20 protein-coding genes are annotated in these 23,579 nt (G+C 52.8%); 9 read left to right on the forward strand and 11 right to left on the reverse strand.

Features of this window, described 5'->3' with window-relative positions; translation table 11 throughout:
• Positions 1-18: 18 nt before the first annotated feature.
• The 5 genes from QTO31_RS06520 to QTO31_RS06540 all read right to left on the reverse strand — a co-directional run bounded on the left by QTO31_RS06520 (position 19) and on the right by QTO31_RS06540 (position 6,346).
• Entirely contained in the window at positions 19-939 is a 921-nt protein-coding gene (locus tag QTO31_RS06520) for a carbohydrate ABC transporter permease (protein WP_031457842.1), read from the reverse strand.
• Positions 936-2,072, reverse strand: coding sequence for a carbohydrate ABC transporter permease (locus tag QTO31_RS06525; protein ID WP_031457843.1), 1,137 nt, complete (start codon positions 2,070-2,072; stop codon positions 936-938). Before QTO31_RS06525 ends, QTO31_RS06520 begins: the two co-directional genes overlap by 4 nt.
• A gap of 99 nt (positions 2,073-2,171) precedes the next feature.
• On the reverse strand, positions 2,172-3,497 hold the full coding sequence (locus QTO31_RS06530) for an ABC transporter substrate-binding protein (RefSeq protein ID WP_031457844.1): 1,326 nt from the start codon (positions 3,495-3,497) through the stop codon (positions 2,172-2,174).
• A 118-nt stretch (positions 3,498-3,615) separates the two neighbouring features.
• Positions 3,616-4,647 (reverse strand): LacI family DNA-binding transcriptional regulator, encoded by a 1,032-nt coding sequence (locus QTO31_RS06535; RefSeq protein ID WP_301428477.1) that lies wholly within the window; start codon positions 4,645-4,647, stop codon positions 3,616-3,618.
• Between the two features lie 643 nt (positions 4,648-5,290).
• Complete coding sequence (locus tag QTO31_RS06540) at positions 5,291-6,346, reverse strand: ParB/RepB/Spo0J family partition protein (RefSeq protein WP_031457846.1); 1,056 nt, start codon at positions 6,344-6,346, stop codon at positions 5,291-5,293.
• 262 nt (positions 6,347-6,608) lie between these two features.
• Here QTO31_RS06540 and QTO31_RS06545 point away from each other — a divergent pair, with 262 nt between their 5' ends.
• Together QTO31_RS06545 and QTO31_RS06550 are read left to right on the forward strand one after the other, a co-directional pair.
• A complete protein-coding gene (locus QTO31_RS06545; RefSeq protein ID WP_301428478.1) occupies positions 6,609-7,352 on the forward strand; it encodes an SDR family NAD(P)-dependent oxidoreductase in 744 nt (247 codons plus the stop codon).
• Between the two features lie 85 nt (positions 7,353-7,437).
• The gene (locus QTO31_RS06550) at positions 7,438-8,517 is read left to right on the forward strand and encodes an STAS domain-containing protein (RefSeq protein ID WP_301428479.1); all 1,080 of its coding nucleotides are present in this window, start codon (positions 7,438-7,440) and stop codon (positions 8,515-8,517) included.
• A 132-nt stretch (positions 8,518-8,649) separates the two neighbouring features.
• On the opposite strand, the gene QTO31_RS06555 is transcribed toward QTO31_RS06550, so the two are convergent.
• The gene (locus tag QTO31_RS06555) at positions 8,650-8,841 is read right to left on the reverse strand and encodes a hypothetical protein (RefSeq protein WP_028457053.1); all 192 of its coding nucleotides are present in this window, start codon (positions 8,839-8,841) and stop codon (positions 8,650-8,652) included.
• 150 nt (positions 8,842-8,991) lie between these two features.
• Here QTO31_RS06555 and QTO31_RS06560 point away from each other — a divergent pair, with 150 nt between their 5' ends.
• Both QTO31_RS06560 and QTO31_RS06565 read left to right on the forward strand, forming a co-directional pair.
• Positions 8,992-9,972 carry a hypothetical protein gene (locus QTO31_RS06560; RefSeq protein WP_236631086.1) on the forward strand — a complete coding sequence of 327 codons (981 nt, stop codon included), beginning with the start codon at positions 8,992-8,994 and terminating at the stop codon, positions 9,970-9,972.
• Between the two features lie 142 nt (positions 9,973-10,114).
• Entirely contained in the window at positions 10,115-12,853 is a 2,739-nt protein-coding gene (locus QTO31_RS06565) for a TPM domain-containing protein (protein WP_301428480.1), read from the forward strand.
• Here QTO31_RS06565 and QTO31_RS06570 read toward each other — a convergent pair.
• On the reverse strand, positions 12,818-13,048 hold the full coding sequence (locus QTO31_RS06570; protein WP_301428481.1) for a hypothetical protein: 231 nt from the start codon (positions 13,046-13,048) through the stop codon (positions 12,818-12,820). The genes QTO31_RS06565 and QTO31_RS06570 overlap by 36 nt on opposite strands.
• 308 nt (positions 13,049-13,356) lie before the next feature.
• On the opposite strand from QTO31_RS06570, the gene QTO31_RS06575 reads away from it, so the two are divergent.
• Both QTO31_RS06575 and pyrC read left to right on the forward strand, forming a co-directional pair.
• Positions 13,357-14,289: a TerB family tellurite resistance protein gene (locus tag QTO31_RS06575; protein WP_301428482.1), complete on the forward strand. Its 933-nt coding sequence runs from the start codon at positions 13,357-13,359 to the stop codon at positions 14,287-14,289.
• Positions 14,286-15,281, forward strand: a complete 996-nt coding sequence (gene pyrC, locus QTO31_RS06580) for a dihydroorotase (RefSeq protein WP_301428483.1) — start codon at positions 14,286-14,288, stop codon at positions 15,279-15,281. Before QTO31_RS06575 ends, pyrC begins: the two co-directional genes overlap by 4 nt.
• Here the strand turns inward: pyrC and QTO31_RS06585 are convergent.
• Positions 15,278-15,739, reverse strand: a complete 462-nt coding sequence (locus QTO31_RS06585) for a hypothetical protein (protein WP_301428484.1) — start codon at positions 15,737-15,739, stop codon at positions 15,278-15,280. The genes pyrC and QTO31_RS06585 overlap by 4 nt on opposite strands.
• A 609-nt stretch (positions 15,740-16,348) precedes the next feature.
• On the opposite strand from QTO31_RS06585, the gene QTO31_RS06590 reads away from it, so the two are divergent.
• Entirely contained in the window at positions 16,349-17,476 is a 1,128-nt protein-coding gene (locus QTO31_RS06590; RefSeq protein ID WP_301428485.1) for a lipocalin-like domain-containing protein, read from the forward strand.
• A complete protein-coding gene (locus QTO31_RS06595) occupies positions 17,460-18,422 on the forward strand; it encodes a CobW family GTP-binding protein (RefSeq protein ID WP_301428486.1) in 963 nt (320 codons plus the stop codon). The genes QTO31_RS06590 and QTO31_RS06595 overlap by 17 nt, the downstream gene beginning before the upstream one ends.
• Here the strand turns inward: QTO31_RS06595 and QTO31_RS06600 are convergent.
• The 3 genes from QTO31_RS06600 to QTO31_RS06610 form a co-directional block, all read right to left on the reverse strand.
• Complete coding sequence (locus QTO31_RS06600) at positions 18,405-19,316, reverse strand: hypothetical protein (protein ID WP_301428487.1); 912 nt, start codon at positions 19,314-19,316, stop codon at positions 18,405-18,407. The genes QTO31_RS06595 and QTO31_RS06600 overlap by 18 nt on opposite strands.
• A complete protein-coding gene (locus QTO31_RS06605; protein ID WP_301428488.1) occupies positions 19,294-20,673 on the reverse strand; it encodes a PP2C family protein-serine/threonine phosphatase in 1,380 nt (459 codons plus the stop codon). Before QTO31_RS06605 ends, QTO31_RS06600 begins: the two co-directional genes overlap by 23 nt.
• Before the next feature lie 359 nt (positions 20,674-21,032).
• Complete coding sequence (locus QTO31_RS06610; protein WP_301428489.1) at positions 21,033-21,248, reverse strand: Franean1_4349 family RiPP; 216 nt, start codon at positions 21,246-21,248, stop codon at positions 21,033-21,035.
• Between the two features lie 313 nt (positions 21,249-21,561).
• On the opposite strand from QTO31_RS06610, the gene QTO31_RS06615 reads away from it, so the two are divergent.
• Positions 21,562-23,196 (forward strand): trypsin-like serine protease, encoded by a 1,635-nt coding sequence (locus tag QTO31_RS06615; protein WP_301428490.1) that lies wholly within the window; start codon positions 21,562-21,564, stop codon positions 23,194-23,196.
• The last annotated feature ends 383 nt before the right edge of the window (positions 23,197-23,579 follow it).

Here is a 23,579-nt window from a genome sequence, read left to right on the forward strand (position 1 = left end):
TCTCATCGATGGATACGCCTAACCCTTCACCGATCCGGCCATCAGGCCGCGCACAAAGAAACGCTGAAGCGAGAAGAAGACAATCAGCGGCACGATCATTGAGATAAATGCCCCAGCAGTGAGTAAATGCCATTCCTGACCGAACTGACCAAGTAAGCCTAACAGACGTTGAGTAACGACCTGTACTCGTGGTTCGGCGCCAAGAAAGACTAATGCCACCAGAAGATCATTCCATGTCCAGAGAAACTGGAAAATGGCAAAGCTAGCCAGGGCAGGTGTAGAGAGTGGAAGGATCAGGCGAGTGAAGATGGTAAAGTGAGTTGCGCCGTCGAGAAATGCTGACTCGAAAAGATCACGTGGAATGGTGCTGATATAATTGTAAAGGAGATAGACAGCTAATGGCAGACCGAAACCGGTGTGGGCCAGCCAGACACCGAGATACGTACCGCCGAGTTGGAGGGCTACGTAATCGCGCAGGATGGGGACGAGCGAGATCTGAAGGGGGACAACCAGCATGGCGACAACGAGAATAAACAGCGCTCGCCGACCAGGAAAATCGATCCAGGCAAAACCATAGGCAGCAAACGCTGCAATCAAGATAGGGATAATCGTTGATGGTAATGCTACAGTCAGCGTATTGATGAGCGCTACATCCATGCCGACTCGGCTACTTCCGGTTGGTGACGATCGTCCAGGAATTGGTAAACCTAAAACAGTGCGATAGTTGTCGAGGGTAAAGCGTGCCTTATCGGGATTGATGACTACTGTCCACCAGCCACTCGTCTTCACATCATCGGCCGGGCGGAACGAACTTACTAACAAGCCAACCGTTGGCGTGATCCAGAAGAGGGTGATGATGATCATCACAACATATACCATAAAAGTGCCAAACCGAAACCGTCGTCGCCGACGTGGTGTTGCCAGAGTCGTGGTCGTCATCGGAAGGCCTCCGTCTGCTTACCAAACTGCCGCAGGTTGTAATACATCACCGGCAACACTGCGAGCAGCAAAATGATTGCAATTGCTGCTGCACGACCATTATGTACCTGACGGAACAGTTGTACGAATTGCACGTTAGCAATGACCTGAGTGCCGAAATTGCCTCCGGTCATCGACTGCACAATATCAAAGATCTTCAGGGTGAAGAGAATAATCGTTGTAGTCACCGTAATCAGTGTTCCCTGGATCGATGGCAAGATAATGTTACGAAAAATCTGGAACTCGTTTGCACCATCGATCCGTCCTGCTTCCAGCAAATCCGAAGGGATACCTTTGATCGCAGCAGAGATAATAACCATTGAATAGCCGGTCTGTAACCAGACCATAATGATGACCAGAAAGAGGTTGTTCCAGGGCTGTAAGAGCAGCCATCCTTGTGACTCAAAACCTAATGCGGTAATGATACCGTTGAGTAATCCGATCTGGGTCGATCCAGTTGGACGATATTCGTAGATAAATTTCCAGATCACCGATGCCCCAACTCCGGAAATGACCATCGGCATAAAGATCAGCGCTTTACAGATCGTCTCGAAGACCGGATGTGTCCTATCGACGAGGACGGCAATCAGGAGACCAAAGCCGACACTCATGCCGGTACCAAATATCATCCAGAAGATGAAGTTATTACGATACGATTGCAACATCTCCTGGCTTGTAAAGGCATAAATATAATTGTCGAGACCGACAAAATTGATCCCACGTGCATCGTACAGACTGGCGATAAACGACCGAATTGTCGGTAATACCAGATACCAGGTCAGAATAGCCAGTGCCGGCCCAACAAAAACAAAGGGGATTAGACGTCTGCGCCAGGCCGGTGAAAGTTGTTCGATCAGGTAGTTCGAGAGGGTGAAGAGCGCTAATACGCCACCGACCCCCCACAGAATAGCGATGATGGCTGTCATCCACTGGGGGATTTGGGTGTCGCGCAGGAAGATAAAGACCTGGTACAAGACAATGAATGTAACTGCTGGTACAAAGAGCGAAACCAACAGACGACCAAACGTGGTTGAGAGAAAGACGCCAATGCCGCCTATCTCTGGCAACCGGTCTATTTCGCGATTGGGTCGCATGAAAAGTCCTCCTTTGCGTGGTCATGTCACCGCGCTACACATCAATACCGGAGGGAAATGGCGGGTAATTGCTACCCGCCATTGTGTAATGGAAGATGGCTACTGGTTGCGTGCTGCATCAATCTCGGCTAAAACCGTGTCGAGATCACGGTTGCCACTGGCCCAATCAGTCACACCTTTCCAGAAGGCAGCGTTCACTGCTGCAGGCATAGCATCTGAGGCATCGAAGCGGGCAGCCTGCGCAGCAAGAATTGCTTCCGCAACCTGACGCTCAATCGCGGTTGGGTAGAGGCTCAGATTCTGATCTTTGTGAGGGAAGACTCCACCACCGAGCTTGATCCAGGGGTCTGCTGCAGCGCCGGTAGCCATAAACTCCAGGAATTTACGAACTTCTGGGCGGTCACGACCCTTCAATACAACGAAGACATCACCACCTACTTCGAGCGCCGGAGTGACGTTTGGGTCAATCGGTGGCATCACGAATAACCCGACTTTGTTGTCAAGATCGGCCTTCACCGAATCCTGGAAGAAGTTGGTCACAAAGCTCCCTTGCAAATGTAGCCAGCAGTTCGGTGGTTCAGTGAAGAGGAAAGTCGCAGCATCACCGAAATTGGTCAGGACAATCGATTGACGACCACCATAGACGTTGCCATCGGTGAACCAGGTTTCACCCAGGATTTCAAAGGCACGCTTGACTTCCGGCGAGCTGAAGGGCAGTTCACCAGAAATCCAGCGATCGTAGGCCGCGGTGGTCTGGGTGCGTAGCATAATATTTTCAATCCAGTCGGTACCTTTCCAGCCGGTTGCGGCACCTGACTCAATCCCTTCGCACCATGGCGTATGACCGTTCGCTTTCATCTTCTCGGTCAACGCTTTTAATTCATCCCAGGTTTTTGGTACCGTATAACCGGCAGCTTCAAAAGCCGGTTTGTTGTACCAGATGAATCCTTTCGCATTCACGCGATGGAAAACGCCGTAGGGTGTGCCACCAAAGGTTGCCAATTCCTTCCAGAATGGTGCGTAGTTCTTATCAATCTGAGCGATTATCTCTGGCCAGAGTGGAACCAGGTTGCCCTCGGCGGCCAGACGAGCTGCACCACCAGGTTGGGGGAAACCGGCGATGTCTGGTGGATCGCCGGCCTGTACGCGCACAACAATTTGGGTATCGAAGTCATTGACACCGGTATATACCACATCGATATCGGGGTTTGCTGCCTCAAAGACTTTGATAACCTCTTCAAAGGCATCAGCTTCACCACCACCGAATGCACCGAGAATGGTAACGCGCTTTTTTTCACTACCAGTAGTCTGATTCGTGCTACCGCTGCCGGTTGGCTGTGTGGTTGTGCCTCCACCACAAGCAGTCAGGATAAGGCTAACCAAAACCATCAAAGCGATCAAAAGACTCAAGCGTGAACGGGACATGGTGTCTTCTCCTTCCATTAGATAGTAGTCGGCTTTGACCATCGTCTTACAAGTGATTGTTGCAGAAGTGCCTCCTTTCATCGTGGAGTTGCCAGAAATGTCGGGCAACAAACCGCAGTTATATCGAAGCCCGTTCGATCAATGGGCAGGGGATGTAATGCTGAATCGGCGGGAGGCTTTCGCCTGCCGGGAGAGATTGGAGTAATTCGACGGCCCGTCGTCCCATCTCGTAGTGTGGTAGTGCGACGGTAGTCAACGGTGGGTAGAGCTGAGCCGCGATCAGCTCGAGATTGTCGAAACCAACAACGGCTACGTCTTGCGGAATACGTAATCCCATCCGTTTAATGGCATCGTAAGCGCCCATTGCCATTTTGTCGTTGAAACAGAAGATCGCGGTTGGGCGTTCGGTATATTCGAGTAACTCACGGGTAACAGTAAAGGCATCTCGTGCATTAGAATGACAGCTTCGCACCAGTGTTGGATCGACAGGCAAGCCATAGTCGGCAAGTGCACGCCGATACCCCTCTAGACGACCGAAAAGGGCTGGCATCGGAATGATTTCGTTAATGAAGGCGATACGGCGATGACCGCGCCGGATCAACGCTTCCGTTGCGGTGTATCCTCCCTGCACTTCGTCGGGAATAATTGCCGGTAAAGAGCGGTCGGCAACGAAACAATTCACCAATACCGTCGATACGAGCTTCAGGTCGGCTGGCGGTGTCACTTCGTGGTGATACATCGTTGCGTAAATCAAGCCCTCAACCCGTCGTTCAAGCATAAATTGAAGGGCTGTTTGTTCAATGTCACTACGGCCGCTGGTGTTAACGACCAACAACATCTGTCGATTGGCCCATGCTGCTTCTTGCGCACCTAGGATCATGCGTACAGCGTATGGAGAGGTAACAACTTCGTCAGATATTAACCCTAATGTCTGCGAATGGCGGGTGCGCAGACTGCGGGCCATAGCGTTGGGTCGCCAGCCGAGCGCGTGAATCGCCGCCCAGACCCGGTCGCGCGTCTCCTGACTGATTGCTACGCTTGTGACATTATTGACCACAAACGATACTGTTGTTTGCGAAACACCAGCCAGTCGCGCAACGTCGTGCATTGACGGCGGGCGATTACGTTTTGGATGAGGTTGGTCGCTCATTGACCGTATCTGTAACTAAAACGAATTACTAATTGGTTTTAACAGTAGCATGAGTTTAAGCGTTTGTCAAGGGTATGTAAAAGAAAGGTGGTGCTTTTCTACGTTCTTCCTCTGTCCAGTAGAGGCGATGGCCAAACGTGAAAAGATGTGTGAGCGCGAAAGGGGCTTTCCAATCTGTCCGCAGCGTGTGCGGATGCGTGTAGCTTCTCACTCCGACGACGGTGTACGGAGACCCTCGTTGCCTCGTCGATCATACCTGTTACCGAATCAGCAGGGGTGGCTTCCCAACATGCCTCAAGCTCCTCTTCCTCACTCTTTGTAGCAAAGGAAAGAAGGGAGGCCGCAGTGTCACGTTCCGGAGAACGGTCACTGAGGACGTTGCAAACCGCTATCTAGCATGCGTTGCATGCATCGCGGGTGATCAGGAGTATGTTTCAGACACACCCTGAATGCTCTGAGTCCAATCAAAAAACCAGATTTCAAATCAGGCTCGTTTCGGGTGCAGAAAACTATTGCGGAGGCACAGTTCGCAAACCGCACCGACACCATCGTCGGATAGCGGTTTGTCGTATGGTTACCGGAGCCAACCTGATGCTGCGGATCAGCACGGCGAGCGCGAACGATGGAGGTTTCTGATGATGCCTCACTCGTCATCAAGCGGTACGTTATACTGTTGAGCAATCTCGCGTAAAGTATGGGTTAAACGTTCGAGTTGACGTAACAGCAATCGTATTTTGAAGGCAGCCCCTTCATCACGTTCGATCCACTTAAGGAGATCGCCGTCGTGTACGGCCCGTGCCAATCGATCACTTTCATCAACCATCTGGTCGAGTGAGCGAATGCGGAAGACACGCGCCTTGTTTTTCGGCTGGTTCTCAATCGTCTCTTCGTCGACCGTCAGGTATGCGCCAGCGTCGGTGTCCGTCTCATCTTGCCAGCTATCGTCGTGATCAGGAAGTTCGACCGTGATCGCTGGTGTATGGTGTAACGGGCCGCCACTACTAGTCGTGGGTGTTGCTTTGGTGCGTAGTTCCTCACCCTGCTCGAGCGCCTGCAACGCCACTTCGAGGGTCAGGTTGGGGTTGGCCGCAAAGTAGGTGGTCAGCCGACTTAATTCGGCGGCTGACATACCCTCTTCAACAGCGAATCGAGCCAGATCGATCTGCGTTTTCGGGTTCGTGATGCGGCGCAGATGTTGGGCCTGAGTGACATTTAGCTCGCCACGGCGAATCATCTGCTGGACCTCTTCAGGCAGCTCTAGTAGGCCAAGGTAGCGCCGAATCGTGCGTGCTCCGAGACCAACTGCCTGACCAACAGCTTCATCAAGTTCGCTGTCAGGTAATTTGCCACGGGTGGCTATAATATGTTCGCGCAAACGTGCGAATGCCCGCGCCTGTTCGATGTCGTTGAGGTCCTGGCGTTGGACGTTTTCAATAAGTTGACGTAACAATAGATCGGGGTCGTCATTATCAAGCACGATGCACGGGACTTTACTTAATCCGAGTTGAATGGCGGCAGCCCGCCGACGTCCGCCGTAGACGACGCGATAGCGCCCATTGCCAACTGGGGTCACGCCAATAGGTTGAAGCAGGCCGTACTCGGCAATAGTGGCTGCTAATCCGGCTATGTCACCCGGTTCTTCACGAACACCGGTTGGGTCAATCTCTAATTGACGCGGATCGAGGTAGAGTAACTGCATCTCGGCATTCTCCCTCTGACAAGGCAACGACCGGTCGCGACCGGTCATTGATCAGTATCCGAACAATTGTACCAAGTATATCAGGATTGTGCGTTCCTGGCAACTGTTGTTCTCAGCGCGTCTACTGAGTGATCTCTTGTCACAGTAGGTTTCAGCAGATTCTCTTCCGTCGTATCGCTCCGATTGCTATCGCGGTGCCAAATAGATGGCTGATGACGTACCATGTTCCTGTCAGTGTCAGCTCTAGCAAACGAGGTCTCCTATGTTTGATCTTCATCACCGAATGGCCATTGTGACTGGTGCCGGACGTGGGATTGGTCGTGCTGTTGCCGCTGCTCTCATTGAACATGGGGCGTATGTTGCGTTGCTTGACCGTGATGCTGCGGCAGTGGCTGAAACGGTCGCTCAACTCGGTCCACGTGCGCAGAGTGTGGTTGTCGATGTCGCTGCTGTGCATGAGGTGACGGCGGCAATCGAGGATGTGATTACCAGGTGGGGTAGGCTCGATATTCTGGTCAACAATGCGGCAGTGCTCAGCACCGCACCGTTTCTCGATTTAACGCCAGAAGAGTGGCACCGCGTGTTGAATATCAACCTTACGGCGATCTACTATACATGCCGTGCCGCAGTACCGGCGATGATTACAGCAGGTTATGGTCGCCTGATTACGATTGCTTCGGTTGCCGGTAAACGTGGTGGTGGCATTCTTGGGAGTGCAGCCTACAGTGCGGCGAAGGCAGGTGCGATTGGATTGACGAAAGCGTTGGCTCGGGAACTCGCTCCGTTTGGGATTACTGCCAATACTGTTTGTCCTGGTCCGGTCGAAACTCCACTCCTTGCCGCGATGACGCCGGAATTACGAGATCGGGCACAGCGTCTCATTCCACTGGGTCGGTTTGCAGCGCCGTCTGAAGTGGCTGCAGCAGTCGTTTTTCTGGCCTCAACAGAAGCCGCGTTTATTACTGGCGAAACGCTCGATGTCGATGGTGGGCTGACGATGGATTAGGACGAAACGAAACGTTGAATGTTATACGTTTGTGAAAATATGGTAGCATATGAAGGCGTAGCAGTGTTATAGAGGGCATTCGGACATGAATGAAACAACAATTGCTCATCTGTCTCCTGAACAGGGTCGCCAGCTCCGCCAATTCCTGCTATGGATGGCAGGGGTTGTTGGGGTAGTAGCCCTCATTGCTACGGTATCTGCCCTGATCTGGCAAACCACCCCCCTGGTCGCGCTGATGATACTCGACTGGGTGCTGGTGGTTGGTTTGTTACAGGCATGGGGGCAGGCGAAAAGTGGTCAGATCCGTATCGCACTAACGACTTCTTTTGTTGCATTGACCCTGTATGGTTTCCTGGGTGCTATTGTTTTGCCTGATTTGGCGCCATTAATGGCATTTGGCCCGATTATTGCGATTGTCGCAATGCTTCCCTTTGTAAGTGGCGCAATCCTCAAGCGCTTACTCATCGTAGCGTGGATTGCGGTGATTGCCACGATGGTCGTTGGTTCGCAAGTGCAGTTCTTCCCACCGATTCCGGAACCGCTGGTGTTGCCGTTTCAATTCACCGGAGTAGCAGGTATCAGTGCAATTTTGCTGCTTCAGCTCTGGGTTTTCCACGAACGCCTCTTTGGTGTCATTGCTCAACTGCGTGAGATGAACGAAGCACTTGCGCAAGAGCGTAACGGATTGCAGGAACGGATTGCGCAACGAACGGCTGATTTACAGCAGGCCCTGGCTGAAGTGGAACGGCAAATGACCGAGCAGTCACGGTTGTTACGTGAGAATGAACGTCAACGTGAGCTAATTCGTGGTTTGAGTATGCCGGTACTGCCCGTTACCCACGAGACGTTGATTATGCCGTTGGTCGGCGAGCTTGACGCGGAACGAGTTGCTCTGGCTCAGGCTACTGCGCTTCAGGCAATTGATCGGACGAACGCCCGTCATCTGGTGATTGATATTACCGGAATGCCCTTTGTTGACACGACAGTTGCTGCAGGGTTGATGCAACTAGTACAGGCTACTCGTTTGCTGGGAGCAACCGTTACGCTGGTTGGTATCCGGCCAGAAGTTGCTCAGACAATTGTTGCGCTTGGTATTGATTTGTCAGAGGTAACTACTGCCGCCGATCTTGCCTCTGCCCTTAAGTGGGATCGGGTAGCCGCCTGAAAGCTGGAGCATAGACGGTAGCGAAGAACATGACCATTGCCCCTTTCTGTTCTTTATGATGCAGAAAGGGGCTGATCAGGCCTGAGCACCGACGATTGCCGGATGATGCAGACATTCCTCGCACGTTCAGGCCTAGAATGAACGTCGCTGCCGCCGCCGCTGCCGTTCTTCAAGCCAGCGATCGAATGCCTGTGACAGTTCACGCCAGTTAAAGATTTTAACGTCGGGAGCTACTTGATTGCGCCGAATAATGACCCACGACCACAAAATGGCCTGACCAATAAAGACGAAGATGACGATACCGATCATAATCCAGAGATCCATCGCTCGCCTCCTGTCTGCGCATACGTTTGTCATATCATACTGCGATTATGCGCTGAGCGCAACTGCTACCGCGAATGAAGCAGGGTACTTCACCTTTTCCTTCTTTACCCGCTCCTTTGCGATCTCTGCTTAGCCACTGCTATAATCAGCATGCGCATTGCCCTGCGTGCCTTCCTGGCAATGCGTCTGAGCAGAAAGGACGGTTTTGTGCGTCTATTTGTGTTTGTTCTGATTACAGTGCTGCTCATCGGATGTGGTGCACCTGCTACACCGACGCCATCGCCGACAGCCATTCCGACACCGGTGCCATCGCCAACACCGTTACCGACTCCAACCCCACTACCAACGCCAACCCTAACCCCAACACCCGTCGCAGAACCGGCAGGCACGGCAATTCCAGCGGCAATTCGGCAGACGGCAAATATCGATACATACCGGATGCAACTGTCATTGCGTGGGAGTGGTCTGGTTGGAGGTTTTAATCTGGGGAATAATCTAACCGATCTCTTGACTCTCGATGGGCAGTTTGCTGGCGCCGATGTTTCATTCACACTGCGCGGTTTTCTGGCAGCGTTTCTCGGCGCCGATGTGACCCGTGGCCTACAGGCTATGACGGTTGGTGGTGTCAGTTATGTGCGCGGGCCGCTTACCTTCCTCGGTGCGCCCGATGATGTCTGGTACCGACTAACGCCAGAACAGAGTGCCATCGCTACCCCGCCAACGCAGGTTGATACGACATTAAGCGCAGTTAGCCGTTCAGGTGCCGATTTCAGCCGCTTCACCGCTGGGGCAGTCGTCGAGCAAGATGGTGTGCAATGTCAGGAATACTTGGGCGACCGTGACGCTACGACCGCTCTCTTTTCCAGTCTAGGTGCAGTTGGCTTACCTACCCAGTTGCCCGATAGTACCGTTTCCGAAGCCTCTGCTCGCATACTGGTATGTGCAGATGGCTATCTGCGTCAGTTGACAATCACGTTCGATGGTACGGCAACTGATCCGCAAGGGCAGGCTCAACCTTTTTCGTTTGTCCTCGATGTCCGGTTGAGCGATATTAACCGCCCTGTTCGTTTGACACCGCCCGCAGATGCCCGTGACCTTCCCAATCCAGGCAGTGGTTCTCCACGCCCATGAAATTATGCAACGTCAGCCGCTGTTTCAGCGTAAAAAAGGAGGAGAGCATGGAGCGTGCTGTAAAATCGTCTGCTCACTGCTTCATCGTCTTTTAAATGCTCACACCTGTTGACCGAAAGGTGCTGTAGAGAGGAGATTGGGCATGAGAATCGCGTTGCGCTGGTGGATCGGGTCGCTGCTTGCTCTAGTATTCCTGACGCAGGTATGGGCGCAGGGGCAGTTGGTGATCTTCGATCCCGCTGGTCGTCTGAATAAACCTGCCGTTCGGGCTGCGGCTGACCCGCTGCTACGCCGTGGAGCACAGGTAGCAGTCTATATTGTCGATTCTGGTGGTGAAGCTGATTTTGAACGGCGGCTCATCGCCGACGGCCTGGCTCGTAGTGATGGAGCTGTGCGCTCGATGCTGATTGCCATTTATGTTGCAGTAAATAATCGCTACAGTGCGATCTGGTTCGGTGACGAATGGAGCGACGCGCTGGCAGTAAATGACAACTACGAGCTGATCCGTACCGATAAACTTAACCCTGGTCTATCAGATGGCGATTTTACGCGCGGTGTAACGAGTTCATTAACGGCCATTGAAGCTGCAATCGTTAATCCGCCACGTCCGGGTGGCGGGATTACCATCAATACCGATTTAACCCCCGTCGTGATCGGCGGGTTGGGTCTGGCTGGCGTAGCGGCTGCCGGTGTCGGTGTGTACCAGCTTCGCCGTCGCCAAAAGACTCGTCAGGCTGCCGAGCGGCGATTGCGTGATGCTCGTGAACGGATTGGCACCCTGATCGTGCAGCTTGGGCAACGATTTAACAGTTCGCTCGAGAAGGCGAAGTTTGACCGTCTTTCGTATCCACCAGCAGCGGTAGCCGAGTTAGAGCAGATGCAGGAGGTCGTGCGTAAAGCGTTTACCGACTTAAAAGTCGCTTTTGACGAGATTGGCGAGCAACTGGAACGTGAAGCAAAGCCATCGGTGCAGCGGTTAGAGAGAGCAGCAACCGCTTATGAACAGCTACAGGCAAAGGCCGCAGAGGTTGCCAGTTACCTTGATGCGCTTGATCAACGGCGTGCTCATTATGAAGCATTGATGCGTCAGGCGCAGGAGGATGTTGCACGCGCAAAAAAAGTCCTGACCGACGTCTCTGAGCGCTTGCCTCAGTTTGGGAAGGAATTAACCGATCATGCAGCCGTGCTCAGGCCGATTCAGTCTGTTCTTCATCGGGCAGAAGCGGCCCTAGAGCGATTAGAGGCTCCTGAGGCAATCCACACAGCGCAAGAGGCGTCGGTAATCGGACAGACCCTGATTGACATTCTCGACCGGTATGCAACTGTACGAGCCGCTATTCCTCAAGGCCGCCGCACCGCAGAGGCGCTGGCCGCTGAGGGTTATCGGATGGAAGCATGTCACGCAGCCCTCGATGAAGCGCGAGCAGCGCTGGATCGACTGGCAGATACGTTACAGCAAGGTACAATACCAGCGGCAACCACTGCAATCGCAGAAGCTGAAGCAGCGCTTGCACGGGCGCAGCGAGAAGGCTTTGATCTTCCGACCATTCGGGCTGACAACGAACGTCGTATTGCAGCGCTGGCCGCACGTGGCCCGCAAACAGCAAAATTGATTGCCGCTGGGCGCGAGGCATTTGATCTGGTTGATGAATTTGCCGAGAGCACATGGGCTGATATTCGTGGAAACGGTAGTGAGGCAGAGGCAGCCGTTGCACGTGCTTTTGAGCATTGGGAGCAGGCGCGAACGGCGAATACGATGGAAGTACAAGGATTTCTGGCTGCGCGCTCGTATCTCGATGCGGCCGAGCAGGAACTCGATCACGCGGTGCGGCTGATTACGGCGATTACCGATCGGCTTCGTGCGTTGGAAGAAGCCCGATCTATCGCCCGTGACCTTCTAGCCGAGGCAGAACGGTCGATTGCAGATGGAACATCGTTTGTTGCGGCCCATAATCCTGATGTCAGTCCTCATGCTGATGCCCTACTAAGGCAGGCGGCAGCTCTGCTGGCGACGGCGAAGGCCGAAGCAGCCAAAGCAAAACCCGATTGGCTACAACTGGTTCGCGCCGCGCAAGAAGCTGATCGCCTGGCCGATGAAGCGCTGGCCGGCGCCCGTGATGAAGTTGAGCAGACCACTCGCTTACGTGAGCGTGCACAGCAGATAAAGCAACTGGCAACCAATGAAGTGCAAAAACTGGTGCATTACGTGGCTGTTCACGATGCCGATCTTTCCCCAGCGGTCCGTCAACAGCTTGAGCAGGTACGAACAATGCTGCAACAGGCATACACGTTATTCCAGCAGGCTGAAATCCACGAAGATGAGGCACGTCGGCAGGCATTGACCGCAGCGATTGAACAGTACCAGTCTCTGGCCGAGGCTGCAACCACGACGTACCAGCAGGCATATGCCGAAGTACAGCGTTTAGAAACGTTACGTGCTGAACTCAATCAGGTTTTGCAGCGGGTACGTGAAAAGTTGAACCGCATTACTCAACTACAACGTACATCGCCACTGGGGGGGTCATCTGCAGTAGTGGGGCAAATTACGGCATTGCGGCAACGGTTTCACCAAATTCGGTTACCTATCAATGGTGAAGAAGCATTACGTGCTGCCTTGCGTGAAGCGCAGGACATTGATGTTGCAGCAACCGATTTGCTCAACACGCTACAACCACCGGTTATCTCACCCCAGGCTACCGATAGTGTAGCTTCGACGGTGATTCGGCTTGGGAGGACGACCGGCGGTTGGGGACACAGCCGCTCGTGGAGCACGTCATCGCACTCGGGTGAATGGAGTAGCCGTGGCGGCGGCGGTGGCTCTTTCGGCGGCGGTGGTGGTGGTGGTTCATTTGGTGGCCGCGGCGGTGGTGGTGGTTGGTAGCGATAATTTTCTGGCAGGTTCTTCACTCAACGTCTGCCAGGGTAGTAATGGCTCGTGTCGTTCAACTGTCATCGGTGCGGCTAACAACCGGCGGGGGCCGTAGCGGAAGAAGAGACCGTGCGTCGTACAGCGGAGGTACATACCTTCTGATACTAGCGGTTCATCACAATGTGGACAATGAAGTTGAGGTTGCATAATGTCACTCCCTGAATGTTAAACGTCGCTCAACCCAAACGGGCGAGCGACATTGCTGTGTCCGGCCTCTTTACCGGTAGATAATCTCTTCTTAGCTATTGTACAATATTTCTAGTCTTCTGTATAGTACTGTCTTTCAAAATACAGGAGCTTTCATCCTCTGTATTGAGGAACTTCGCAGTACAGGTATCGAAAACGTGGCAAACCTGTTCTTTCGAGGTCTGTGCTGACAAAATCCGCTCAGCGGTCGCGTCGCACAAGCGTAAACATCCAATGATTATCGCTCTTGGGGAACATCGGGAACTGTCATGGCAAAACATCCACTGGTCATGGCCCTGGCGAAAGTGATAATTGCAGCAGCGTGGGCCGATGGTGAACTCTCGCTTGATGAAATCAACGATCTCAAACGGTTGCTGGCCGAACTTGGTCAAACCGGCGGTCAATTCGCCTTGACCGCCGATGAGTGGGCCGAGTTGGAAATGTATCTCTCTTCACCAGTTGAAGCGGCTGAACGCACACGCCTCGTCGATGATCTGCGCGATCTGATCGCGACGTCGGAAGAGCGGCAGATGGTTTTACATGCGATTCAGCGGCTGGTGGCTGCGGATCGGGTAGTGACGCCAGTTGAACGTGAGGTGGTGCAAGCAATTCAGCAGGCTCTAGAGCGTGATAGCCAGAGTGTGCTGCATCAGCTTGGACGGGCTTTTCGGGTCGCGCTCGGAATTCGTGCTCCTGGCCCTAATCGCGAGGAACTGTTGCCGGAATTTCTCCGTAATCGTATTTACTATGCCTTACATATGCGATTGGGGCAGGACATCGACGCACTTGGGATAGACCGCGATGAATTGCACGTCTTAACGCTGGCCGGTGGTCTCCTTGCCCTGATTGCTCGTGTTGACGATCAGGTGACTCCCGCAGAGCACGACCGTATTGTGACCATCCTCAAAGAGTGGTGGCATCTGGATCATACTCGGGCAACGTTGGTCGCTGAAATAGCCTTGACTGAGAGCGCTTCCAATCTCGATTTTTTTCGTCTTACCAAGGCGTTTGCCGACGCAACAACTGTCGAGCAGCGTGAACGATTTCTCGACGCACTCTTTGCGGTTGCGCTTGCCGACGGTGAACTTTCTGGCGCTGAAAGCGCCGAAATTAGCCGGATCACGGCTGCAATCAATCTTCCTCATGATCGCTTTGTGGCAGCACGCTTGCGTCTGCCACGTCAGCCAGGAAAACGTCTATGACCATTTCGCTGTTTGCTCCCCTTGATATGCATCTACACCTACGCGAAGGAGCGATGCTCCGCCTGGTGGCGCCATTTTCTGCGGCTCAGTTTACCGGTGCGGTGATCATGCCGAATCTGGTGCCACCGGTCGATAATCTTGATCGGCTTGCGGCATACGAGGCCGAAATACGCTCTGCAGTGGCGTCGTATCCGTTTATGCCACTGATGACCCTCTTTTTCCGCGCTTACGATGCCGCTACCTTGCACGCATTACGTGGGCGAATCTTTGCGATCAAACTTTACCCTGAGGGTGTGACCACGAATAGTACCGGTGGGGTAAGTGATCTGGAAGCAATTGAGCCGACCCTGGCCGTTATGGAAGAGTTAGGGATTCCCCTGCTTGTACACGGTGAAAGCCACGGTTTTGTGCTGGATCGTGAAACTGAATTCTTACCGGTGTATGAGCGCTGGGCCCAGACCTTCCCCCGTCTACGAATTGTGATGGAACATATCACGACGGCTGCGGCGCTCGAATTACTTGACCGCTACCCGAACCTGTTTGCTACAGTAACGCTCCACCATCTCTTGATTACCCTTGATGATGTAGCTGGTGGTCTGCTACAACCTCATCTGTTCTGTAAACCAATTGCCAAACGACCGTCAGACCGCGATGCACTTTTGGCCGCAGCGTTGTCTGGTCATCCTAAATTGATGTTTGGCAGTGATTCGGCGCCGCATCCGATTGAGCGCAAAGAGGCTGCGTTTTGCGCTGCTGGTATCTTTTCGGCGCCGGTGCTGTTGCCAATGCTGGTCGAATTATTTGAGCGCCATCATGCGCTTGACCGCTTGCCCGATTTTGTGAGCGGTAATGCCTGCCGGATTCATGGGTTGAAGCCACCGCAGCGCGAGGTGCGATTGGTTGAAGACCCCTGGACGGTACCACCACGGTACGGTGATGTCGTGCCGTTCGCTGCCGGTCAAACATTACGCTGGCGCGTACTGACCGACTAGGTGATTACTTTTCCGGCTAAACCACCACCCCATACCTCTGGCGGTGGTGTTGGGGTGAACAGATCGGTAACATCGATTGCCTGCCGTAAACGGCCAAAGGTAGTCGCAATAAAGGTGATGCGGCGTAAACGTGCCGATGGTACCGGTCGTTCGAGTTCTTGTAACGGCCCTACGTCAATGCGGTAATAACGATCTCCGGCTCGTGGGTGGGTTGCCTCCGCTGGGAGAAGATCACGGCGGTGTACAAGCTGGTAACGTACAATAGCGGCATAGTACTGAATCTGCCAGCGCGCCTGACCAAATGAGGCCGGTTGATAAAAGGCCAGGTAATCGGCGGCGAGTTGCGGTGGCGTATGGGCCAGCGGTAGTCGGTACCAACCTGCGGTACGTACTAGTTCCAGGTCGTGCGGTTTTGGCACGATAACTACAAGGACACGGGCATCATCGTCAGGGTTCATTATACACTCCTTTGAAAACATAATGCTCTCATTCCTTGTGAATGCGGGCCTCTGGCCCGCACCTGCATGTGAGCGAGTGGCACGCTGTCTGAGTTGTCTGGCTATGCTCCACCGCATCTGGCTGCGGATCGTACCTGAGAGCCTGAACAAAAACCCGGATTTCTTATTGCGAACGTACCGTGCTCGTGCGACCATTGCGTGAGGGTATCAACATTCTTTCGCTCCAGCCACCCCACGTTCCCCCTTCCTCGCCCTGTGTGGGAAAGAAAGGGGGGCAGGGTGAAAGGTGGGGGGCGCCAGGCGTGTTCTGCAGTACCGGCGCTGAAACCGTTGCTACCCGTTTCCATCGCCTCGAAGAGCTGCATGCGTTGCTCGCCAACGTTTCCCGAACCATTCTGGAGATGCCATTGGTCGAGCCTCAGCAAAAGCCCAGGTTCTAATCACGCTCTAAGAACCCCTATCTCTCCCGATTGACAGCAAGCCACTGTTGGTAGCGGAGCGTACCGCTACCCACTCATTTCGCGACCAATCCCGAGTATCTGCATCAATCCGTGGTACACTACTAAAGAGACTTCCTATTTATATAACCGTTACAACGAGCGAAAAGTTATGCACTCTTTTGCAAAATGGATTTTGATCATCGCCGTAACATTCCTCACCGCTTGTAGCTCACCAGCTCGACCGGTCGTTCAGGCTACCATTGGCGCAATTGAGGCCGTGAATGCCGGTGACATCGCTGGCTTTGAGCGTGTTGTTGAACCACGACCTTTCATCTTTCCTGCCGATCACGGCCCGCATCAAACGTTTCAAACTGAGTGGTGGTACTATACCGGTAATCTGACAGCCGAAAACGGACGGCGCTTTGGTTTCCAACTGACCTTCTTCCGACGAGCGCTCAGCCCGTACCTGCCGGCCCGTGATTCGGCATGGGCGACCAATGAAGTCTACATGGCTCACTTTGCCATCAGTGATATTAATGGGGGACGCTTCTATGCCTTCGAGCGTTTTAGTCGGGCCGCAGTAGGGTTGGCGGGTGCCAGTGGTAATCCCTTCCACGTCTTTCTGAATGACTGGTCGGTAGAAGGCAGTGGACCTGAAGGTATGACGATGCGGCTCCGCGCTGCCCAAGATGATGTGGCCCTCGATCTGGTGGCGGTCAACAGTCGGCCACCGGTCTTACAGGGAAATGCCGGCGTGAGTCAGAAGGGTTCGCAAGTTGGCAACGCATCGGCTTACTATTCACTGACGCGCATGGTGAGCAGTGGTACCATTCGGATCGGCTCTGTGACATATACCGTGAATGGTCTAACCTGGATGGATCGCGAGTGGGGTACCAGCGCACTCGAAGAGGGTGTGATCGGTTGGGACTGGTTTGCCTTACAGCTTGAGAGTGGTCACGATCTAATGTATTACCAGCTTCGGGCGGCAGATGGCAAGCCATCACCGTTTGTCGGTGGAAGTCTGCTTCTTCCCGATGATACGGTGATTATTCTTGGCCCTGGTGATGTAGAGCTGGAAGTAACCGAAACCTGGCGTAGTCCACGTAGTGGGGCAGTGTACCCATCTGGTTGGTACATGCGCATTCCGCGTTATGGGATCGAGCTTAAGGTGACACCAGCGCTACGCGACCAAGAACTACCGACGTCTGTCGTCTACTGGGAGGGGGCAGTTGAGGTAAGTGGCAGGATGCGTGGTCGAGGGTATGTGGAATTGACCGGTTATGCCGATACAAAGTGAGCGGACAACTCCGGCGGTGACGTTGATCAGTGGATTTCTCGGTAGTGGCAAGACGACGCTGCTGCGCCGCTTGTTAGCACGTGCTGATCGTCGTATCGGTGTTATCGTCAATGAATTCGGTGCGCTGGGGATTGACGGTACGTTGTTGGCGCAGCATGGTGCTTCTCCGTTGATCGAGCTAACGGGTGGTTGTGTGTGTTGTGTGGCAGGGAGTGATCTCTTGCTTGCGCTTGAAACGTTGATCGATAGTGGCCCGCTGGCGGCAATCGCTATCGAGACCAGCGGCCTTGCTGAACCGGGTGCACTGATCCGCCAGTTGCGAGCCGCCGATGTTCCGCTCGATACGCTGGTCACCCTCGTCTCAGCAGCCGATTTTGACCGTGTTATGGCTGTTTCACCGCTAACAATGCGTCAGCTTCAACTTGCCGACCTGATCCTGGTGACGCATACCGATCTGGTGACTCCTCAGGCCCGGCAACATCTCGATGAACGGCTGCGCTCAATTAATCGGCGTGCGCCAATTGTTTCAGCCGTGTATGGCGATGTCGCACCTGAACTGATTTTCAGTCCGCGCTACGATGGCTCGGTGCCGGATTTCTTACCACATCAGCACAGTGAGTTTGCTGCTATTGATTGGTACGCCGATCTACCATTGTGTCGTTCGGCGCTAGAACAGACGTTACGCCAGCTTACCGAACAAGGCCTGTTTCGCGCCAAAGGTATTGTTTACTGTACCGATTCGCCGTGGGCTGATGAAGTGCATGTGGTTGCTGGGCGCGTGAATAGTAGGGCATTGCGTATCAAAGAGCGACCGGTTCCGCTTTGCCGGTTAGTTCTCATTGGCCGCGATAGTGCCCTGACCCACGCACGGATTGCGCTAGATGCGTGTATTGATAGTGACGAACGGATTAACCAATGGCGCGAGCGGCTAGTGTGGGAGTACTAACAGGTTCATGGTTGGTATCATCGGTCCGACATCTCGCTCTGAGCTAACCAGATCAATCAGTCGGGGAATGTACCCGGTGTAGGGTTGTAATACCTGCATTACATACTGACACAACGTTGCATGGATATGTACCACTTTCTGACGTAGCGTTGTATCAAGCAGCCAGCGTCCGGCGATACGTTGCCCTTCGATTGGCGTTGCTTTGCCCTCAGCCCGCCAGATTTCCTCGGCAATGAGTCGGATAAGCCAACCGGCTCGGCCTGCGCGAACATCATCGGCCAGATCAGAAACATCATCACCGAGCTGACGGGCCAGGATCAGTGCATCAAGTGCGTTGGTCAATGTCAGGGTCAGCGGGTGATCTGGCAGCACACCGGCCAGCATCAGATGAGCACGCTGCACAGCGTGCCAGCCCGCAGCTCGATCACAAACCCAACGTGCTGTTAACAGCCGTAGTTGTGCTGGTTGCCAGCAGCCGGTAGCCGTGCGGGCGGCAAGTTCTTTTCGATATGCAGCAACCATGCGCTGTTCTAACTCTAGCAGTAATCGCAGATCGATGCCCAGCGTCCCAAACATGTACCATGCTCTGCGCCACAATGCCCGACTCAGTGGTGCAGCCAGGTGGGTTAGCTCGCCATCGAGACACGCATCACGGATTGCTGCTGCCCAACCGCCGCATAAGGTTGCTAAAGCGAGCCGATCTCGGCTCGATGTTGGAAGAGGTATCAAAGACGACAACCAGACAGGCCAGAGAGTGAGAAGACGATGAATCGAGTTGTCGAGCACTTGAACGAGCGGCTGACGGAGTGTTGGGGGGAGCGGTTCAATCAACGTCATCAATTGCGCTGACACAGATTGCCAGTAGTCTTCTTCAGACGGTAGCAGTTGCAGCATACGTTTGTGGGAGCACCTGAATGATCAGTGCAGTCATATCATCACTTCGTTCAACTTGGTCACAAAACTGATTGATAGCCGCTAGGAGTTGTTCCAGTGCTCGTCTAGGATCATGTGGATCGATCTGATTAAGAAGAAGCTTCAGACGCTCAAAACCAAAAATTTCACGTTGAGCGTTGCGTACCTCGAAAAAGCCATCGGTTAAGAGAAATATCTGATCACCTGCTTGCAATTGCAACGTTGTTTCACGGTACTCCGTATTCAGCCGTGTTCCTAATGGTAGACTTCCGTGGCCGATCTCTTGGATCTGACCATTCCGACGGAGAAACGGAAAAGGATGTCCGGCGGTTGCAAACCGGATCGTGTTTGTTTGCGGATCGAGAATACCAAGGAAAACGGTTACGTACTGATTACCAAGACCATCGTTACAAAGGGCATTATTTGCTGCCTTCAGGATCGCCGTCGGCGTTTTTTGGCTGGTGATATAAGAGCGCAGAACCGATCGCGCCATAACCATGACCATCGCTGCCGCAATACTCTTACCGGTCACATCGGCCACAACGATGGCCCAACGTTGATCGGGCATCCGCACAAAATCGTAGAAATCTCCGCTCGTTTCACGGGCCGGCTCCGAATATGCCACGATCTGGATATGGTCTATCGATGGTGGAGCCGATGGGTAGAGGCGTTGCTGAAGCATACGAGCGATTTCCAGATCGTGGCGAAGTATCTGGTCTTGCAAGAGCTTTGTCCGGACCTGATTCAATTTATGACGTGAAGAGGTTAGATAATATTGGTAAAATGAAATTGCCGCCCAAACAAGAACTGAATAGAGCAGAACTGGTATAAACAGTCCAGTCGTTTCTTCAAACACACCTCGTGATGTTCCCGTTGTAGTAAAAAACCAAAAGTAGACAAAAAAGACTATGATGAGATTAGTTATCGTAAGAATACCTGCGAATCGCCAGCCTAACAACAGACCACCCAGGATAGTAAACAATGGTGTAGTTCCTGCAAACATTACCAAATTCAATATCTCTTGTTGAATGGCATTCGCAATCATAAAAGTAATGATGCCAAAATTTGTCCAAACAACAAAGATATATGCGCCAATTTTTGCGTGATTTCGCCAGATCAACCATTCGATCAAAATGTTAATTGCAATTGAAATGAAGACAATAACGTAAGAAACTATTAATGAAAATGGTGGAATAAGCATAATAAGGAGTGCTAGCAGGGTAAGGGTTAGAACGATCAGGTTGAGCATTCGTAAAGTCGAACGCAAGCGTGTTTCATCACCTTCATCATCAAGCTGTTTTAGTAATTCACTAAGTAATTGGGTGTCTTGCGACTTCATATTTCTTACAAATAAATACTCTTAGAACCTATCTCCCATAGTATGTTCCCAGGCGATCAAAGGTGTTATCTGTAACTGTGTGTACCATCAGGTTGAAGTAGCTGATACCTTTACTCTTAATCCCGTAATAGGTAACTCGTTTCAAGGTCCTTCTCATGAAAAGGCCATCGGCTCAACCTTCTCTTACTCTCCCACATCGAGAGAGGAAGGAGGTTGAGGAGGAGTGAGATCATTAGCTATGCTGCTTGCGAGCGTGCGCTAGCAGTTCAGCGAGACAACATCTCAGATGTGGTTCATCTCGTTAAGGTATAAGCCTACAGCCTACACATCTAGATGATAGGAGCTTTTTCAGAAAAGTTCTAATTCCAAACAGGCGCAGCAACCTGCCGATCAATATCTTCAAGCTGTTTCCGCTGAGCTGGATCGGTTAGGGCTTTGCGCAGGCGCTCCATCTCATCTGGATCGGGTTGCAGACCGGCTTCCTTCGCTGCTGCATCAGGATCATCAAGCAGCCGCTTGCGAAAGTCAGGATCAAGGACTGCCCGACCAATCAGTCGTTCAAAATCAGGACTCATACGTGGTCTCCTTGCTTTACGTGCTTATCTCCAGGGTTGTACCGGTTCTCGGTTGCTCCCGTGTGGCGCTAGTAAGATTGTGGTGAAACAAGCCTTTCTGCCCAATTTTCCTGCTAGAGCTAACCATGGAAAAGCTCACGTCTAATATACCACTTTTTTACTTCATCGATGCAACAGCCTGATCTACCGTTTTGGATACTGCTGGATGCAGGAATGGTCGCAATATGACATTCCTTTCATTGACAAGTCACGTTGCTTTTGATATTATTAAAATCAATAACGTTACATGATTTTGGAATGATAAGGAGATGCCATGCGAAAACTATTCTGGAGGGGGATCCTGTTCGCTCTGATCGTGATGTGGCTGCTGCCATCGGTTGCCTCATCGCGACCACTCCCGCCGCCAACCCTTAGTATTGTTGGCGGTGAACCGGTGCAACCGGGTGATTATCCGTGGCTGGTGGCGTTGCTCAATGCGTCGATTACCGATGAGGCGTTTGCATTCTGTGGTGGTGCGCTTATTGACGATGGCGGTGATTTCACGACGACTCAGTGGGTACTTACGGCAGCGCATTGTTTGGTTTCAGAGGAAGGCACGGTTGCACCAAATGCAGTGGAGGTGTTAGTTGGTCAGCAAGACCTGTCGCAGGCGACCGCAGCTCAGCGGAAGATCGTGGCAGCAATTATTACTCATCCGCTCTACCTTGCAGGAGCAACACTCGCTAACGATATCGCTTTGTTAGAGTTGAACGAGCCAGTGACTGGTATCACGCCGATTCGGGTTGCAACACCAGCCGATGCAGCTCGCTTTGCTGTGGGTACGACCGCCCAAATTGCCGGTTGGGGCAATCGCTTGCCACAGACAGGAGTTGATCTTCCTTACGTGGCTCATAAGGCCAGTGTCCCAATTGTTGATCTAGCGACGTGTAATGAGCGCTACAGTGGTGGGTTGAATGAATCGTTGCACCTTTGCGCTGGTCAGTATCCATCCGGCGGGATTGATACCTGCCAGGGTGACAGCGGTGGGCCACTGATGGTTCCCGATGGCTCTGGTGGCTTGCTTCATGCCGGTATCGTTAGTTTTGGAATCGGTTGTGCCTGGCCGAACTTCCCCGGTGTGTACGCTAAAACTGCCTCGTTCGCCGATTGGATTACTGCGCAGATCAACAACCAGCCTCATGTTGATGTTTGGAAGTTACAGATGTTTGATCCTGACCTATGGTATCTCTCAGCGGCAGCACCGGACGAGCCGTTTGAGTACGTGATCTTTGTTGCTAATAGTGGGCCAACGACGCTGAGTGATGTCGAGGTGTTCTCGACTGTTCCGACGGGTGCTACGCTGGTAACGGGCAGCATCAGTGATGGCGGTATTTACAACAGCGGCACTGGTGAGGTTACCTGGTCGGTTGGTAGTCTCGCTCCAGGAGATGTTATCGCTCTTACCTACCAGGTTCAGGCTTCTGCGAATGTTGTTGCCGATACGTATCGGGTCGAAGCCAATGGTGGATCGCTTATCCGCAACAATACCCGTGGTGCTACTGTAACGCGGATCGATCAGCCGTTGCCATTTGTACGCTCTGAAGCGCCACAATTTATTGAGGTCGGTGAGACGTTTCCAGTTGTGTTTACTGTTTCTAACTTTGGTCAGGGTGCAGGCGCCGATTTGACTAATCTTGAGTTAGTCGTGGATCTGCCTGATAGTGTTGAGGTAGTGGCAATCAGCGATGGTGGCACACAAAGCGGCGGACAGGTAAGCTGGAATATTGTCGATCTTCCTGCTAGCAATGAGGTGCAGGTAGCGATTCTGCTACGTGCTGGTGCAGTGGGTAATGTTGCACGGATCACGAATGTAGAGCTGCTTGAGAATAGCACGAGATTAGTCTACGGTGGAGCGACGCAAACCGTCTCTGTGCCAGCAGTACGTTATCTTCCGATCATTCAGAAGTAGCTCGCGGAGTGTGTCTGATGTGTCTGAAATGCGCTTCCTTTCCCTGGGTGCGCGGGCCTCTGGCCCGCGTCTTGATGGGAACGGGGAGAAACATCGAAACACTCAGCACACCATTGGGGGTAGGTTCCAAATCCGTCCCTCTCGTTCCCATTCCCTGGGTGCGCGGGCCTCTGGCCCGCGTGCTGACAATGATCAGGTATGTTGCGCGTATTTCATTTTTGAGTCCACTGCAAAAACTCACCACGGAGTACACAGAGCACGCAGAGCGTCTAAGATTTGTGAATAATTTTTGGCTATTGGGTGCATGTAAGAAAAAATTTCACAACCCTATGCTCAATGAAAGATAAAATTATCTTTAGTCTCTGCGATCTCCGCGGTCTCTG

This window comes from Chloroflexus sp. MS-CIW-1, assembly GCF_030444705.1.
Classification (GTDB): domain Bacteria; phylum Chloroflexota; class Chloroflexia; order Chloroflexales; family Chloroflexaceae; genus Chloroflexus.

What these genes read in the sequence shown, in the direction of transcription:
- QTO31_RS06520 (WP_031457842.1), bottom strand. Translation starts at nt 939, where the DNA reads ATGACGACCACGACTCTGGCAACACCACGTCGGCGACGACGGTTTCGG.
- QTO31_RS06525 (WP_031457843.1), bottom strand. Translation starts at nt 2,072, where the DNA reads ATGCGACCCAATCGCGAAATAGACCGGTTGCCAGAGATAGGCGGCATT.
- QTO31_RS06530 (WP_031457844.1), bottom strand. Translation starts at nt 3,497, where the DNA reads ATGTCCCGTTCACGCTTGAGTCTTTTGATCGCTTTGATGGTTTTGGTT.
- QTO31_RS06535 (WP_301428477.1), bottom strand. Translation starts at nt 4,647, where the DNA reads ATGAGCGACCAACCTCATCCAAAACGTAATCGCCCGCCGTCAATGCAC.
- QTO31_RS06540 (WP_031457846.1), bottom strand. Translation starts at nt 6,346, where the DNA reads ATGCAGTTACTCTACCTCGATCCGCGTCAATTAGAGATTGACCCAACC.
- QTO31_RS06545 (WP_301428478.1), top strand. Translation starts at nt 6,609, where the DNA reads ATGTTTGATCTTCATCACCGAATGGCCATTGTGACTGGTGCCGGACGT.
- QTO31_RS06550 (WP_301428479.1), top strand. Translation starts at nt 7,438, where the DNA reads ATGAATGAAACAACAATTGCTCATCTGTCTCCTGAACAGGGTCGCCAG.
- QTO31_RS06555 (WP_028457053.1), bottom strand. Translation starts at nt 8,841, where the DNA reads ATGGATCTCTGGATTATGATCGGTATCGTCATCTTCGTCTTTATTGGT.
- QTO31_RS06560 (WP_236631086.1), top strand. Translation starts at nt 8,992, where the DNA reads ATGCGCATTGCCCTGCGTGCCTTCCTGGCAATGCGTCTGAGCAGAAAG.
- QTO31_RS06565 (WP_301428480.1), top strand. Translation starts at nt 10,115, where the DNA reads ATGAGAATCGCGTTGCGCTGGTGGATCGGGTCGCTGCTTGCTCTAGTA.
- QTO31_RS06570 (WP_301428481.1), bottom strand. Translation starts at nt 13,048, where the DNA reads ATGCAACCTCAACTTCATTGTCCACATTGTGATGAACCGCTAGTATCA.
- QTO31_RS06575 (WP_301428482.1), top strand. Translation starts at nt 13,357, where the DNA reads ATGGCAAAACATCCACTGGTCATGGCCCTGGCGAAAGTGATAATTGCA.
- pyrC (WP_301428483.1), top strand. Translation starts at nt 14,286, where the DNA reads ATGACCATTTCGCTGTTTGCTCCCCTTGATATGCATCTACACCTACGC.
- QTO31_RS06585 (WP_301428484.1), bottom strand. Translation starts at nt 15,739, where the DNA reads ATGAACCCTGACGATGATGCCCGTGTCCTTGTAGTTATCGTGCCAAAA.
- QTO31_RS06590 (WP_301428485.1), top strand. Translation starts at nt 16,349, where the DNA reads ATGCACTCTTTTGCAAAATGGATTTTGATCATCGCCGTAACATTCCTC.
- QTO31_RS06595 (WP_301428486.1), top strand. Translation starts at nt 17,460, where the DNA reads ATGCCGATACAAAGTGAGCGGACAACTCCGGCGGTGACGTTGATCAGT.
- QTO31_RS06600 (WP_301428487.1), bottom strand. Translation starts at nt 19,316, where the DNA reads ATGCTGCAACTGCTACCGTCTGAAGAAGACTACTGGCAATCTGTGTCA.
- QTO31_RS06605 (WP_301428488.1), bottom strand. Translation starts at nt 20,673, where the DNA reads ATGAAGTCGCAAGACACCCAATTACTTAGTGAATTACTAAAACAGCTT.
- QTO31_RS06610 (WP_301428489.1), bottom strand. Translation starts at nt 21,248, where the DNA reads ATGAGTCCTGATTTTGAACGACTGATTGGTCGGGCAGTCCTTGATCCT.
- QTO31_RS06615 (WP_301428490.1), top strand. Translation starts at nt 21,562, where the DNA reads ATGCGAAAACTATTCTGGAGGGGGATCCTGTTCGCTCTGATCGTGATG.